General features: G+C 66.7%; 11 protein-coding genes and 1 pseudogene. 7 read left to right on the forward strand and 5 right to left on the reverse strand.

Features of this window, described 5'->3' with window-relative positions:
* Positions 1-14 precede the first annotated feature (14 nt).
* Together ACSFC7_RS00180 and ACSFC7_RS00185 are read left to right on the forward strand one after the other, a co-directional pair.
* Positions 15-1,610, forward strand: coding sequence for a DUF7519 family protein (locus tag ACSFC7_RS00180; protein ID WP_436345664.1), 1,596 nt, complete (start codon positions 15-17; stop codon positions 1,608-1,610).
* A gap of 118 nt (positions 1,611-1,728) precedes the next feature.
* Positions 1,729-2,727, forward strand: a complete 999-nt coding sequence (locus tag ACSFC7_RS00185) for an MBL fold metallo-hydrolase (RefSeq protein WP_436345666.1) — start codon at positions 1,729-1,731, stop codon at positions 2,725-2,727.
* A 364-nt stretch (positions 2,728-3,091) separates the two neighbouring features.
* Here the strand turns inward: ACSFC7_RS00185 and ACSFC7_RS00190 are convergent, their stop codons facing one another.
* Positions 3,092-4,045: an AAA family ATPase gene (locus ACSFC7_RS00190; protein WP_436345667.1), complete on the reverse strand. Its 954-nt coding sequence runs from the start codon at positions 4,043-4,045 to the stop codon at positions 3,092-3,094.
* A gap of 194 nt (positions 4,046-4,239) precedes the next feature.
* Between ACSFC7_RS00190 and ACSFC7_RS00195 the strand changes: the two genes are divergently transcribed.
* From ACSFC7_RS00195 to ACSFC7_RS00205, 3 genes are all read left to right on the forward strand, one after another.
* The gene (locus tag ACSFC7_RS00195) at positions 4,240-4,698 is read left to right on the forward strand and encodes a Tfx family DNA-binding protein (protein ID WP_436348034.1); all 459 of its coding nucleotides are present in this window, start codon (positions 4,240-4,242) and stop codon (positions 4,696-4,698) included.
* A gap of 114 nt (positions 4,699-4,812) precedes the next feature.
* Positions 4,813-5,472: a hypothetical protein gene (locus ACSFC7_RS00200; protein ID WP_436348035.1), complete on the forward strand. Its 660-nt coding sequence runs from the start codon at positions 4,813-4,815 to the stop codon at positions 5,470-5,472.
* Between the two features lie 177 nt (positions 5,473-5,649).
* Positions 5,650-7,656 carry a bacterio-opsin activator domain-containing protein gene (locus ACSFC7_RS00205; RefSeq protein WP_436345669.1) on the forward strand — a complete coding sequence of 669 codons (2,007 nt, stop codon included), beginning with the start codon at positions 5,650-5,652 and terminating at the stop codon, positions 7,654-7,656.
* A gap of 18 nt (positions 7,657-7,674) precedes the next feature.
* On the opposite strand, the gene ACSFC7_RS00210 is transcribed toward ACSFC7_RS00205, so the two are convergent.
* The 3 genes from ACSFC7_RS00210 to ACSFC7_RS00220 all read right to left on the reverse strand — a co-directional run bounded on the left by ACSFC7_RS00210 (position 7,675) and on the right by ACSFC7_RS00220 (position 11,148).
* Complete coding sequence (locus ACSFC7_RS00210; protein ID WP_436345671.1) at positions 7,675-8,889, reverse strand: M20 family metallopeptidase; 1,215 nt, start codon at positions 8,887-8,889, stop codon at positions 7,675-7,677.
* A 22-nt stretch (positions 8,890-8,911) separates the two neighbouring features.
* A complete protein-coding gene (locus tag ACSFC7_RS00215) occupies positions 8,912-10,339 on the reverse strand; it encodes an APC family permease (protein WP_436345672.1) in 1,428 nt (475 codons plus the stop codon).
* Between the two features lie 83 nt (positions 10,340-10,422).
* Positions 10,423-11,148 (reverse strand): helix-turn-helix domain-containing protein, encoded by a 726-nt coding sequence (locus tag ACSFC7_RS00220; protein WP_436345674.1) that lies wholly within the window; start codon positions 11,146-11,148, stop codon positions 10,423-10,425.
* A 51-nt stretch (positions 11,149-11,199) separates the two neighbouring features.
* On the opposite strand from ACSFC7_RS00220, the pseudogene ACSFC7_RS00225 reads away from it, so the two are divergent.
* Together ACSFC7_RS00225 and ACSFC7_RS00230 are read left to right on the forward strand one after the other, a co-directional pair.
* Positions 11,200-11,511 (forward strand): annotated as a pseudogene (locus ACSFC7_RS00225) (RNA-guided endonuclease InsQ/TnpB family protein); the annotation flags it as partial.
* An 87-nt stretch (positions 11,512-11,598) separates the two neighbouring features.
* Positions 11,599-12,540, forward strand: coding sequence for an HFX_2341 family transcriptional regulator (locus tag ACSFC7_RS00230; RefSeq protein WP_436345676.1), 942 nt, complete (start codon positions 11,599-11,601; stop codon positions 12,538-12,540).
* Positions 12,541-12,568: 28 nt separating this feature from the next.
* On the opposite strand, the gene ACSFC7_RS00235 is transcribed toward ACSFC7_RS00230, so the two are convergent.
* Positions 12,569-14,305: an acyl-CoA synthetase gene (locus tag ACSFC7_RS00235; protein WP_436345678.1), complete on the reverse strand. Its 1,737-nt coding sequence runs from the start codon at positions 14,303-14,305 to the stop codon at positions 12,569-12,571.
* Positions 14,306-14,371: the final 66 nt, after the last annotated feature.

The raw sequence follows: 14,371 nt of genomic DNA on the forward strand, positions 1-14,371 counted from the left end.
GGTCGACGCGAGAGGTGGCTCTCGAGACGGGAAAACACACACTCGAGGCGGTCAAGCGCGGACTCTGGCGTGCGCTCGCCCGTCCGACGGCGAGCGACGTGGTGACGATCGCGTGGACGCTCTCGATCGGCCTCCTCGTCGGCTCGCGGCTGCTCGGACTCGAACTGGCCGCCCTCGCGATGGGGGCGGGGCTCGCGGCGACGCTGGTTGCGGTGCTGCTCGCGAGCGAGCGCCCGCTCCTCCGCGGACTCGGGGGTGCCCTGGCGGTCCCCGTCGCGATACTCGTTTCCTCGCCGGCGCTGCTGGCCGGCGCGCTGGCGCTCACGTCCTCCGGCGTCGGCGCGTTCGCCGGTCTCTCCGTCTGGGCGCTCGTCGTCGCGTCGCTCGGGGCGGGGCTCGTCTCCTGGGAGCGACTCGGTTCGAGCGGCGTACGCCGCGGTGCGACGGGAACGATGCTCGCGACCGCCGGCGTCGTCGCCGTCGTCGTCCTCCGGGTGCTCCCCGAATCCGACGTTCGCGAGCGCGCCGGCACGGCCGCGATAGACGTGCTGGGTGTCGTCGGCGAGTTCGTCGTCGCCGGAACCGACCCGTGGGCCGTCGTCTCCGCCGCCGGCCTGCTGCTCGTCGCGGCGGTCGTCTCGAGCCGGACGCTCCGATACCTGCCCCTCGAGCGCCTCCTGCCGCCGGATCGTCGCGGATCGCTCGCGGACGGCGTCGGCCGGGCTCGCCGGGCGTGTCGACTCCTGTTCCGCGGCGCGCTCGCGGCGCTCGTCGCGGCGTTCGCCGCGGCCGCGGTGAGCGAGCGGTTCGAGACGAGGCCGGTCGAAGCCGGCGAACTTCGGACGGAGCTCCCTGCGCCCGGCGGGGAGTTCCTCGCGGCACTCGTCACGTCCTCGGGGCTGCGGCTCGTGCTCCTCTCGATTCTCGCGGTCGCGCTCTCGCTCGCGCTGCTCGAGTGGAGTCGTCGGCTGCTCGGCGGCGCCGTTGCTCGCGTCCTCGCGGGGCTGCTCGCGCCGGCCGTCGGCGGGGCGCTCGTCGCGCTCGTGGTGGCCCGATCGCTCTCGGAGACGGCACTGGAGGCGGACCTCGCGGGGCTGCTCGAGGGGAGCGCGCCGCCGTCGGTGGTCGAGTTGATCGGCGCGTTCCCGGCGTTCGCGCTGGCGGCGGTGATCCTCGTGCTCGCGTTGGTCACCCTCTCGTCGGTGTTCTGGTCGGTGACGCTGCTGCGTTCGGTCCGGGTGCTTCCGACGCGAGCGATCGGGGCCGCGCTCGCGGCGGGGTCGGTATTCCTGCTCGCGGTCGGTCTCACGATCGTCGGGCAGGTCGAGCCCGCGATTCTGACCGCGACGGGGGCGTTCGTGCTGTGGGATATCGGCGAGTACGCCGACGGCGTCCGGACGGAACTGGGCCGCGGGGCGGCGACGCTGCGGGCGGAACTCGTCCACGTCGGCGGCTCGCTGCTGACGGGGGCGGTCGTCGCCGGCGGGACGATCACGGTCTACCGGTGGGTCGCGACGGACGTCTCGATCACCGACCCGGGCCACGCCGCGGTTGCCGTCGGTACCGGGCTGGTCGCCGTCCTCCTCGTGACGTGGACGCTTCGCGGGTGACCCGGGTCGGTTGAAGGGTCGGTGTCGACCTGGGGATGGTGTTGACTCGAGGGCCGGTGTCGGTTCGAGGGTGACCGCGGTCACAACAGTTTTCTCATCACTCGTGCGATACTATTCCATGGATCGGATTCCGCTGTCGAATTCGGCGTTCGAGGGCGACAACAACGCCTACCTCTTCGCGGACGGGCAGGAGACGGTGCTGATCGATACCGGTGACTGGATGGAGACGACTCGCGAGCAACTCGAGGCCGCCTTCGACGAGCGCGGGCTCGCGTTCGCCGACGTCGATCGGATCTTCCTCACCCACTGGCACGGCGACCACACCGGGCTGGCGGGCGTGATTCAGGCCGAGAGCGGAGCCGAGGTGTACGCCCACGAAGCCGACGCGCCGCTGATCGAGGGCGACGAGGACGCCTGGGCGGCGATGCACGACCTGCAGAAGCGGTACTTCGACCAGTGGGGCATGCCCGAGGAGAAACAGGCGGTCCTCATCGAGCGGATGGCGTCGGCCGGCGGCACGAACGAGTCGCCGACCGTGACGACGTTCGAAGACGGCGAGCGATTCTCGCTCGACGGCTACGACCACGACCTCGAGGCCGTCCACACCTCCGGGCACGCGGCGGGACTCTCGATGTTCGAGACGACGCTCGACGGCCGCCGAGAGGTCGTCTCCGGCGACGCGCTGTTGCCCGTTTACACGCCGAACGTCGGCGGCGCGGACGTGCGCGTCGATAATCCGCTCGAGAAGTACCTTCGGGCGCTGCAGGGCATCGTCGAGGCCGACTACGACCGCGCGTGGCCGGGCCACCGCGACCCGATCGACGAGCCGGCCGCTCGCGCCCAGTACATCATCGACCACCACGAGGAACGCGCGTTTCGGGTACTCGACGCGCTGGATCGGAAGGGACCCTGCGATACGTGGACCGTCAGCGCGGACCTGTTCGGGGAACTCGAGAGCATCCACATTTTGCACGGACCGGGGGAGTCGTACGCCCACCTCGAGCACCTGGAACGGGCCGGGACCGTGGCTCGCGAGAGAGACGAGTATCGGCTGTCGGACGGCGTTAGCGAGGTGCTCGCCGCGAAGGACGACGAGCGGTGGACGCTCGAGTACTGATACCGAGGCTGTCTGACCCCATCTTTCGGCGATCCGTTGCCGCGGAAGAGTCACCCCTGTCCGATGGACCTGACCGATCGATCACTGTAAAAACACTCAGTCGGAGCGTCCCCCACCAAGGAACGCTCGCTACCGAGTGAGACACGGAAGGGACCGCGTGTCAGAGGCGCGTTTCCCACCGTGGCGCAGTCTCCGCGCACCGAACACTCGGAGGCACCGATTGATATAGCTATTGGCTGTCGGCGGTTCGACGGCCGTTCGGAACGCGGTGCGGTCAGTGATCCAGTTTCTGCTCTCGGCCGCACTCCGTACCGGATCGAGTTTCCGCTCTCGACCGCACTCCGCACCGATGTCGTCGCCCTTCTCAGCTGTCCATCGAGGGCACCGGGACGCTGTTGACCGCGCCCTCGACGATCGAGCGCGGATCGACGCCGCGGACGTCCGCCTCCGTCGTCAGGACGAGTCGGTGGTCCAGCACGGCGTTGACGACCGCGTGAACGTCCTCGGGAGCGACGTAGTCCCGGCCGGCGATCACGGCTCGAGCGCGACTCGCCTCGAACAGTCGCTGGAGACCGCGCGGAGAGATGCCCACGTCGACGCGCTCGTCGTCTCGCGTCGCCCGGCAGACGTCGACGAGATACGCTCGAATCGCGGGATCGACGGTGACCGTCTCGGGAACCCCCTGCAGGTCGAGCACCGACTCCCGGTCGACGACGCTCCCCACGGTGGGGGTCCGCGACTGTCGGTCGGCCCGCCGGTCGAGCAGTTCGAGGTCGCCCGCGCGGTCGGGATACCCCATCTCGGTCTTGACCATGAAGCGGTCGACCTGCGCCTCCGGCAGCGGGAACGTCCCCTCCTGCTCGACGGGGTTCTGGGTCGCGATGACGAAGAAGGGCTCCGGCAGATCGCGAGTCTCGCCGCCGATCGACACCTGGCGTTCGCCCATCGCCTCGAGCAGCGCGGCCTGCGTCTTCGGCGGCGCGCGGTTGATCTCGTCGGCTAACACGACGTTCGCGAAGATCGGTCCGGGCTCGAAGGAGAACTCCCCGGCGTGTTCGTCGTAGACGTGCGTCCCCGTGATATCGGCCGGCAACAGGTCCGGCGTGAACTGGATGCGGGTGAACTCGAGATCGAGTGCGGTCGCGAGCGTGTGGGCGGTCAGCGTCTTCCCCGTCCCGGGAACGTCCTCGACGAGGACGTGACCCTGGCCGACGACGGCGGTCAGGATCGTTTCGAACAGCGTTCGCTCGCCGATGACGGCGGTTCCGATCTCGGCGAGCACGTCTTCGCAGGTGTCGGCGGCCTCGGCAACGTTCATGACTGCTGTCAGTCACGCGACCGGCATATAGCGTTCGGCCGGTTCGGGCCCCGCGGGTGCGGTCACTCGCGGACGACTCGAGGGAGCGATCGGACCGTGGAAGCTTTGATCCCGCCACCGTCTTGTACGACTATGTGCGCACGCGAAACCGAACGGGAGGGGCCACGGTTGCTCGAGCGGAGGCGGTGGTCGCCGTGATCGACGAGGTCGAATCACTGCTCGAGGAGATCGGGTTCGACGCCGAGACGAGCGTCCTGACGCGCCGACAGGCGCAGGTGCTCGCCCTTCGCGAACGCGGCACCTCGCAGGCGGACATCGCCGACGCGCTCGGGACGTCGCGGGCGAACGTCTCTTCGATCGAGTCGAGCGGACGCGAAAACCTCGAGAAGGCTCGCGAGACGGTCGCCTTCGCGGAGGCGCTCCGTGCACCGGTTCGCGTCCGCGTCCCGGAGGGAACCGACCTCTACGACGTCCCGCAACTCGTCTACGAGGCCTGCGACGAGAAAGGGGTCAAGGTCGGTCACACCGCGCCGGATCTGATGAAGGTCGTCAGCGACGCCGCGGGCACTGCGGTGTCGGGCCGCGAGATATCGACGCCGCTGATCGTCGGCGTGACCGCCGACGGATCGGTTCGCGTTCGCCACCAGCAGTGACCGGACGGTGGTCGGAGGGTGAGTCGGGACTGCTCGAGTCCGTCTCGGCACGACGTCTCCCGCGACTCGTGACGACCGCCAGAGCGAAAGGCGATGGCCGCATACGTGGGAGCGATGACGATCGACCTGCCGGCGTCGCTGGCCGAGTCGTGGCGAGCACTGGGAACCAGGACTGGCGAATCGAGCGTGCTCCTCGCGTCGATTACCGCCGAGACGACGGTGTACGAACCGATCGACGCCGCCGACCGGCCGGCGGCGGTGGGCGCGAGCGAGATTCCGGTCCGCTCGCTGTTCACCGTCGACGTGAGCGTTTCCCCGTCGCTTTCGGATCTCGGGATGGCACCGGAATCGGCCTTCGAGAAGGCGGCGCCGAAAGCGAAGTCGCAGTTCGTTACCACCCTCGAGGACGAGGGCCTGACCGTCGACGGGACCCGAAACACCCTCGAGTTCGAGGCGACGAACGGGGCCGAGGGTGCCTGGTTCGTCCTCGACGTGGACTACCCCGTCGATCCCGACCTGACGACGGCCGACGGCGAACGGATCGACGCGGAGGCGCACATCGCCGTCTGGCCGACCGAGACGAGTTTCGGAATGGCGGGCGGGATTCTGCCGCTCGAGAACGGGATCGACGTCCTCGACGAAGACGGAACGACGGACGGGGATGGGGACGACCTGACGGCTGCGCTCGACGTGGATCCGGAGCGCGATCGGGAGACGGTTGCAGACCTGATCCGGACGATCGAGACCGACACCGACCGTACAACCGCGGAGTAACGAGCGGTTCCGGGACTGCTGGCTGACCGGCGACGACGACTGTAACCGCTCGTTTCCCCGTTCCCACGGGAGCGGTTCGGAGATCACGTCCAACCTATTAGAACTTCGAGGACTACCCTCCTTTCGAAAAGTAATATTACCCGCTACGCTTATTGAGCGGGGATCACAGGGGCGAATATGGGAGACGAGTGGCGAGCGATCGAGACCGAATCCGAGGCGATATCGGAAGAGCGTACCGAACTCGAGGACGCATTCGCCCGCGTCTCCGACGCCGTCTACACGTTGAATGCCGACCTGCAGTACGCGGTCGTCAACGAGCGAGCGAGGGCGCTCTTCGATCGCTCTGTGAACGATGCGGGCGACGAACCCGACGGACTGACTGGACCCGGCGAGACCGGAACGGAACCGCCGGAGGAGTCGGTAATCGACCGTCTCGAGTCGCTCTTCGCCGAGGTACACGACCGCGCGTTCGAACGCCAACGCCCGATCACCGTCGAAAAACGCGACGAGCCGACCGGCCGCTGGTTCGAGGCGCGGTGCTATCCGGACGAGACCGGGGTGACCGTTATCGTCGCCGACGTCACCGAGCGAAAGCAGCACGAACGTCGGCTGGAGGAGGGGAACAGACGGCTCCGGTCGATCTTCGAGGACGCACACGATGCGATTCTCGTCGGCAACGAGAACGAAATCATCGCCGCCAACCCGGCTGCGAGCGACCTGTTCGGACTCGACCGAGCGGAACTCGCCGGCCGCTCGCTCAAGGAGTTCGTCCACGACGACCACGACATCTGTTCGGCCTGGGACACGTTTCTCGAACAGGGGCGACTTCGCGGCTCGTTCTCGCTGGTTCGGCCCGACGGCTCGGAACGGGTCGTCGAGTACAACTCCGTCGCGAACGTGTTGCCCGGAACGCACCTCTCTATTCTCCGAGACGTAACCGACACCCGACGCCGCGAACAGCAACTCGAGAGCCAGCGCGAGCGGTTGGCGGCGCTCGACCACGTCAACGGCGTCGTTCGCGAGATCAACGACGCCATCGTCACCGGATCGACGCGGGCCCACCTCGAGCGCGTCACCTGCGAGTCGCTGGCCGACTCGCCGTCCTACGAGTTCGCGTTCATCGCGGACGTCGACGTCAGAACGAAATCGATCACCCACCGCGTCGAGGCGGGGGTCGACAACTACGTCGAGTCGATCCCGCTCTCGACGGATTCCGACGAGGCGGTCGGCCGTGGCCCCGCCGGGAAAGCGATTCGAACCGGGACGATTCAGGTGTCGAACGACGTCTTCGCGGACCCCGACTTCGAACCCTGGCGCGAGGACGCCCGAGAACACGGCTACGAATCGGCCGCCGCGATCCCGATCACGTACGACAGCGTGCTGTACGGCATCCTCGGTATCACGAGCGCGCGTCGAAACGCGTTCACCGACGAGGAACGGGACGTCGTCGCCCAGCTCGGCGAGATTCTGGGCCACGCCATCGCCGCCCTCGAGCGAAAACGGGTCTTGCTCGGCGACGAACTGATCGAACTCGAACTCGTCATCGACGACGCCGTCGCGATGTTCGACGGACCGGACATGACGGGCCACACGGTCTGGTTCGACCGGGTCGTCCGGATCGGCGACGAACGGTACCTCGAGTACGGAACGACGGATTCCGAGACGTTTCCGCTGTTCGAGGACCTCGTCGAGTGCGTTCCCCACTGGGACGAGGTGTCGGTGCTCCAGCGGTCGGCCGGCGACGTGAAATTCGAGTTGTCGATCACGTCGCCGCCGATGTTCGGCGTTATCGACGCCTACGGCGGCTACGTCGAGGCGGCTGCCATCCACGACGGCGACTACACCACGACGGCCCACTTTCCGACGGGGACGAACGTTCGAGCCATTATGGACGAACTGACGGACGTCTATTCCAGCATTCGGTCCGTCGCTCGACGGCAGGTCGCTCCCTCGAGCGAGTCGCTGGAGCAACTCCAGGAGCAACTGGCCGAGGCGTTGACCGACCGCCAGCGGACCGCACTCGAGATGGCCTACTACGGCGGCTACTTCGAGTGGCCCCGCAACAGTTCCGGCGAGGAAATCGCCGACTCGATGGACGTGACGGCTGCGACGTTCCACGAACACCTCCGGGCGGCCCAGCGAAAGCTCGTCGAGGCGGTCATCGACGAATCGCAACCGGCCTGACAGGTGTCGGCCAGCCGCCTATTCTGCGAACTCGGTCGCCGCGTCGACGAGCGTACGGGCCACGTCGACGACCTCGTCGGTGTAGACGAACTCGCCTGCGCCGTGGATGTTCTCGCCGTCGGGGCCGATGATCACCGTCGGGAGGCCGGCGCGGTGGCCGAAGTAGTTGAAGTCGCCGACGCTCGAAAAGTAGCCGATCGCGGGGGGCTGGCCCGTGACCGATTCGGCGGCCGCCCGCAGGGACCGGACCAGCGGGTGGTCCTCGTCGGTCACGTACGGGCCGTAGCGAACGTCCGTCGCGGGAGCCTCGCGGAATCCGACCTCGACCGTCGAGCCGAGATCGAGATCGGCGACGACGCGCTCGGCGTCGGTCAGTACGGAATCGGCGTCCTCGCCGATCACGACGTGGCGATCGACCAGCAGGCGACAGCGTTCGGGGACCGAGAGCGTCTCGCCCCCGCCCTCGATCGACAGCGGGCAGACCGATCCCTCGCCGAGTTGCGGATGTGAGCCGACGTCCATCTCCGCGAGCGCGCCGGCCAGGGCGCCGGCGTCGACCACCGCGTTCTGGCCGCTCTCGGGCTGTGAACCGTGGGCCGCGTGGCCCCGAACCGTAATGTCGTAGAGGAATCGGCCGCGAGCGCCGAGCAACAGCGCCGGATTCTCGATCGCCGACTGGGCGAGGATCGGACCCGGCTCCGTGACGATGGCCGCGTCGCACTCGTCCGCGATGCCGTCCCTGAGTAGCTGGTTCGCGCCCAGCCCGTAGGGACCCTCCTCGTCGACGACCGCCGCGAGAACGACGTCGCCCCGCAACTCGGCGTCCGCGAGCGCCCGGAACGCGACGAGTACCGCCGCGAGCCCGCCTTTCATGTCGCAGGCGCCCTGCCCGTAGCACTTCCCGTCCTCGAGTCGCCCGGAGAGCGGGTCCTCGTCCCACTCCTCGACCAGTTGGACCGTGTCGACGTGGGCGTTCAACAGCAGCGTCGGCGCGTCGGGGTCCGCGCCCTCGAGCCGTGCGAGGACGTTGTTGCCCTCGTAGCCGGTGATTTCGGGCTCGCTCACCGGCTGGTACTCCGGCTCGAGCCCCTCGTCGTCGAGCCAGTCGTAAACGAACTCGACGATCTCCGCCTCTTCGAAGTACGGGCTCCGTATCCGGACGAGATCCTGCAGCAGCGCGATCGTCTCGTCGTGGTCGATGCTCTCCGCCAGGGTGTGGGAATGGTCGCTCATGGGATGCGTGTTCGGTCGCTCCTCAATCGTCCGCGGGCGTTCCGTCGTCGGCCACCGTCGGTTCGTCGGCGATCGCGGGGCTGTACTCGTCGGTCGGGACGCCCGGCAGCGTATCGAGGATCGCGTCGACGTCCGTATCGGACCGTTGGCCTCTGTACCAGTAGGCGCCGAATACGACGAGCCCGATCGCGAGCCACGGGACGTAGACCGTCATCGATCCCTGGTAGGCCTGGGACAACAGGAGCACGCAGCCGCCGAGCCCGAGCAGCCCCGGGACGAGGATCCACCTACCGGGATCGAAGGCCGCTTCTTCGCGCATCGCCGGCCGCTCGAGGTAGAGATACATCGCGGTGAACGACGTCGCTCCGTAGGCGATCAGGTAGCTGAACGTCGCGATCGCGATAACCTGGTCCAGCCCGCCCGTCCAGAAGGTCAGGCCGACCGAGACCGCAAACAGGGTGAACAGCGACCAGTGGGGCGTCCGCCAGCGCTCGTTGACCTCCGAGAACCGCGTCGAGAACACCTCGTCCCAGGCCCAGCAGTACGGCAGTTTGATCCCCGCGGCCATCACGGCGTGGACGCTCGAGGCGGTCGCCAACAACCCCCCGATGCCGACGATGGCGGTCGCGTTCACCGGGAGGAACGTCTCCGCGGCGGTCGAGAGCGGACGGTCCGACTGGGCGAGCACGGTGTAATCCCCGACGACGCCGTAGATGACCGCGGCGGTCCACATGTAGAGGGCGATGAGGATGAGCGTCCCGCCGGCCATCGCGAGCGGCAGGTTTCTCGAGGGGTTCTTGACCTCGGCGCCGATTTCACCCGCGACGGCGATTCCGATGTAGGCGTAGAACAGCGGGACGGCGGCCGCGAGCGCGCCGTCGAACCCGCCGGTGAAGAACGGCGTGTAGTTGCCGGCCTCGACGGTGAACGTCCCGGGAACGACCAGCACCAGGATCGAGACGACCAGCAGGACGAAGATGACGTTCTGCGAGATGCTGTATCTGCGGGCGCCGAGCATGTTCACGGCGAACAGGACGGTGATCAGGGCGACGCCGGCCCACTGCGGATCGACGCCGGGATAGAACACCTGCAGGTAGCTGCCGAATCCGAGCGCGAGTACGGAGACGGCCGCCATGTACCCCAGCCAGAGCGACCACGTCGCGACGAACCCGGCGAGACGGTTGCGAAACACCCGAGTGACGTACGAGTACGTCGATCCGGCCGCGGGAAAGATCGTCGCGAGCCAGCTGTAATTGATCGCGATCGCCATCGCGATGATTCCCGACAGCGCGATGACCAGAATGACGCTGGGACCGGTCGTCGAACTGGCCGTCCCGAGGGTGACGAACAGCCCTGCCCCGAGGGTCCCGGCGACGACGGTGGCGATCGCACCGAGGGGACCGATGTCGCGGGCGAGGCTCCGATCCGACTTTGTAGCATCTGGAACCATGATAAGTGTCACCATGTGACGTTATCGATTCAACCCCCACCCTAGATAGACAGGGTCGACCATCGCAGTTTGCGCTGGGCCGTTCACCCCGCGCCGGGATCGAGGAGTTTCGATTCGGCTTTTCGGAGGTGCTCGAGCAGCGTCGCCTCCGAGAGATCGAGTTCCGCGGCGAGATCGGCCGCCGTCACTTCGCGCGGCCAGCGGTAGTACCCGCTGGTCCGGGCGAGTTCGAACACCTCGCGCTGTCGCTCCGACAGACGGTCGGTCCGGAACACGCCGTTCGTCAGCCCGTCGTGGAGCGATCGCAGCGTCTCGATCTCGACGGTCGCCGATTTCTCCTCCCGGATCTCGTCGAGCCGATCGGCGACCGTCGTCCGATCCTCGTGGATGACGACCGTCCAGTACTCGCGGCCATCGGTCATCCGAACGGGTTCGTCGGGAATGAACCCCCGCGAGACGAGCGCGTCGTTGATGCTGTTGGTGAGTTCGTACTGCACGACGAGCCCGGTGGTAGCGTTCTCGGGATCGGGCGTGCCGACGTCAGTGGCGTAGTGCTGATCGGCCTCCCAGACGGCGTCGGTCAACGGCGACGCCTCGACGGCCTCGACGAGCGCCTCCAGGTCGTCGACTGATCGCCCGTACGCGGTGAACCGCCCAGTGGCTTTGCCGTCGATCGCGTACACGCCGTGTCCGAGCAACCCGCCCGGCGCATCGTCGGTGACCTCCAGCGTCCAGCAGTCGGGGTGCCAGATCTCGAGTTGCAGTCGCGATCCCTCGATCTGCACGTCGGCGCTCGGAGAGCGGGTCACGATAGCTAGTAGCACGGAGGGCCGGGATAAAAAAGCACCAGCCCGTCGTTCGACGGAGCGGCTCGTCTCCACCGCGAACAACGCAAACTCTCGCGGAAAGAACACTGGTCGAACAATTACGAGAAACAGCGCGTCAAAGTCACCACGGTGAAACGGAAGATTCGGCGGAAGGTACTGGATTACCAGCACAAACTCACCACGTGGCTCGTTCGAGAGTACGACGCCGTGTTCGTGGAAGACCTCAACGTTGCTGGGATGCTTCAGGGAGACGAGAATGCTCGGAACAAGCAGGATGCGGCGTGGCGACAGTTCATCACGCTGCTCGAATATAAGGGCGACCTGTACGGCACCCACGTCGTCGAAACAGGAAGTCCCGCCCCTTGAGGGCGGGGTGATTCACTGCCCCTGTAGATCAACACCATTACGGCGTCTACCTCTCAAGGAAGACGTATGCAGACCCACATCGTCCCGGTCGGCTTCGACTACGACCGGCTGATCGCGCCGCTGGTGCGCGATCAGATCGACGTCGACAGCGTCATTCTCCTCGAGGGTGCCGTCGGCAGCGAGGCCAACGTCGAGTACTCCCGGCACCTCTCGGAGAAACTCGAGACCGACTTTCGGAACCTGCTGGGGGCGAGTACGGATCGGTTCGTGCTCGAGGACGTCTACGACTACGACGCGGCCTTCGAGCAGGCCTACGATCTGATCACCGCCGAACTCGACCGGGGGAACGAGGTCTGGGTGAACGTCGCCGCGATGCCCCGCACCGTGAGCTTCGCGTTCGCCAACGCCGCCCACTCGCTGATGGTCGAACGGCAGGAGGACCGCGAGGGCATCCACACTTACTACACGGCCCCCGAGAAGTACCTCGAGACGGAACTCGCCGAGGAGCTCCGCGAGCAGATCGCGCTGCTCGAAGACGTCGGCGCGGACGGCGCCGCGAACGAGCCTGAAGCGATCGACGACGACCGCCTCGAGGCGAGACTCGAGAGCGCTCGCGACCTCCTCTCGGAGTTCGACGAGCGCGGGACGACCATCGGGGCGAAAGAGATCGACGGCCGCCACATCGTCGAGCTACCGGTCGCCTCCTTCTCGAACGTCAAACCCTTCGAGGAACTCATTCTCTATAAACTCGGCGAGGACGGCGAGTTCGACTCGGTCTCGGAACTCGCAGAGGCGCTGGCCCGCGAACTCAACGAGGAGTACACCGACAGCTTCCGCTCGAAAGTCATCTACAACGTCGATCGGCTGGGTCCCGGCGGGAAGGGCTACATCGAGCGCGAGGAACACGGGAAGTCCTACCGAACGAGGCTCTCTCGAATCGGCGAGCTGTGGGTGCGGGCACACTCCGACTCCGAGGCAGCCGTCGAAACGGACGAGCAGCGAGACTGATTCCGGACTATAGAAATTGGCGTTCGAACTACTCGGTCTCGCCGCCAAGCGACGACTCGCGGAGTTCCGACCGTCGAATCGCCCCCGTCGTCGCTCGCGGTAACGAGTCGCGGAATTCGATCTCTTCAGGGACCTCTCTGTCGGAAAGCGATGCCTCCACATCGGTTCGGAGTTCGTCGACGAGGTCCTCGTCACCTTCGACCCCGTCAGCCGGTACGACGTACCCCTTGACGGCCTGCTCGAGTTCCGGATGGGATGTCGGAACGGCGGCCGATTCGCGAACGCGGTCGTCGTCGGCGAGCACGTCTTCGACGACACGCGGACCGATCCGCGTTCCGCCGCTGATGATCACGTCGTCCGCTCGACCTTGATACCAGAAATAGCCCTCCTCGTCGCGCTGGCCTAGATCCCCAGTCAGATACCACTTACCGCTGGACGTCTCGTCCGGCGAGGATCGCATCGCTTCGCTCTGCTCACCCCCGTCCGGGCCGTCGACGAACGCCTCTGCCGTCCCGGCAGGGTCCTCCCAATAGCCGAGGAAGAAACAGGGATACTCGCCCTTGACGGCAATCTCACCGGTTTCGTCGGGTCCGAGCCGCTCCCCGGTATCCGGATCGACGATAGCGGCCTCGACGCCCGGAAGGGGTTTGCCGATACTTCCGGACCGGGTCTCGATCGATGGATACACGTTGACGATCATGTTCCCTGTCTCGGCCTGGCCGTAGGTCTCGTGGATCGGGACACCCAGCACTTCCTCGCCCCACTCGACGAGTTCGGGATCGAGCGGTTCGCCGGTGCTGAGCGCCCGGTGAAGGGAAAGATCCGCGTCCGCGAGATACTCCGATTCATCTCGCAACTGTCGGTAAATCGTCGGGATACTCGAGAGTACCGTCACAGGGAACTCGTCGAGGATCGATGCCCACGTTTCCGCGTCGAAGTTGCCGTCGTACGCCAGCAGACTGTGGCCCCAGAACCACACCCCGAGCGCGTTGACCGGCGCGGTCAGCCAGCCGCGGTCACCCGTTCCCCAGTAGATATCGCTCCCGTGTTGCAGGAGATCGGCCGCGTACAGTTTAGCGGCGGCGACGCCGACGATCCATCGGTGACCGTGGACGATCCCCTTCGGGGAGCCGGTCGTTCCGCTCGTGTAGTACAGCAGTGCGGGATCCGACCCCGCGGTTTCGACGGTCTCGTACTCGAGCGAGGCGTTGTCCATCGCTTCGTAGTAGCTCACGTCGTTTCGTCGAATGCCCGTCCCGTCGTCGCTGACGACGATTACGTGGTCGACCGACGGGACGTTCTCGAGCGCTGTAGCCACGGTCGGCCGGTTCTCGGGTGTCGTGACGACCACCCGTGCACCGGCGTTCTCGAGCCGATAGGCGACGCGGTCCGCACCATACTGCGGGTCGATGCCGCCGAACACGCAGCCCGCTTTCAGCGTCCCGAGCATCGCCGCGTACTGTTCGGGAACTCGTGGCATGTAGGCGAACGCTCGGTCGCCGCGCTCGAGGCCCAGTTCCTCGAGGACGTTCGCGAACCGGTTCGATCGCTGTGAAAGTTCCCAGAAGGTAATCCGCTCACGATCGCCGTCCGATCCGACAAAAAAGAGCGCCACGGTGCCACGGTCTGCCGTGTGGCGATCGCAGACCTCGTGGGCCATGTTCACCTCGTCCGGAGCGTCCCAATCGGCGTCCGTGTAAATGTGCTCCCACTCGAACACCTCCGAGAGGGCCTCGTAGTCGGCAAGGTTCGGTGACGTGTCCATAGCAGTTCCGGCCACGAGGAGGCGTATAATTCATTGGTCGGAGCGGATACTCCTCGAGATTGGGTC

This window comes from Natronorubrum halobium, assembly GCF_051351675.1.
Taxonomy (GTDB): Archaea; Halobacteriota; Halobacteria; order Halobacteriales; family Natrialbaceae; genus Natronorubrum.

Bases quoted from the DNA above. Each gene is read 5' to 3' on its own strand.
- ACSFC7_RS00185 (WP_436345666.1), top strand. From the start codon at position 1,729: ATGGATCGGATTCCGCTGTCGAATTCGGCGTTCGAGGGCGACAACAAC.
- ACSFC7_RS00190 (WP_436345667.1), bottom strand. From the start codon at position 4,045: ATGAACGTTGCCGAGGCCGCCGACACCTGCGAAGACGTGCTCGCCGAG.
- ACSFC7_RS00200 (WP_436348035.1), top strand. From the start codon at position 4,813: ATGACGATCGACCTGCCGGCGTCGCTGGCCGAGTCGTGGCGAGCACTG.
- ACSFC7_RS00205 (WP_436345669.1), top strand. From the start codon at position 5,650: ATGGGAGACGAGTGGCGAGCGATCGAGACCGAATCCGAGGCGATATCG.
- ACSFC7_RS00210 (WP_436345671.1), bottom strand. From the start codon at position 8,889: ATGAGCGACCATTCCCACACCCTGGCGGAGAGCATCGACCACGACGAG.
- ACSFC7_RS00215 (WP_436345672.1), bottom strand. From the start codon at position 10,339: ATGGTTCCAGATGCTACAAAGTCGGATCGGAGCCTCGCCCGCGACATC.
- ACSFC7_RS00230 (WP_436345676.1), top strand. From the start codon at position 11,599: ATGCAGACCCACATCGTCCCGGTCGGCTTCGACTACGACCGGCTGATC.
- ACSFC7_RS00235 (WP_436345678.1), bottom strand. From the start codon at position 14,305: ATGGACACGTCACCGAACCTTGCCGACTACGAGGCCCTCTCGGAGGTG.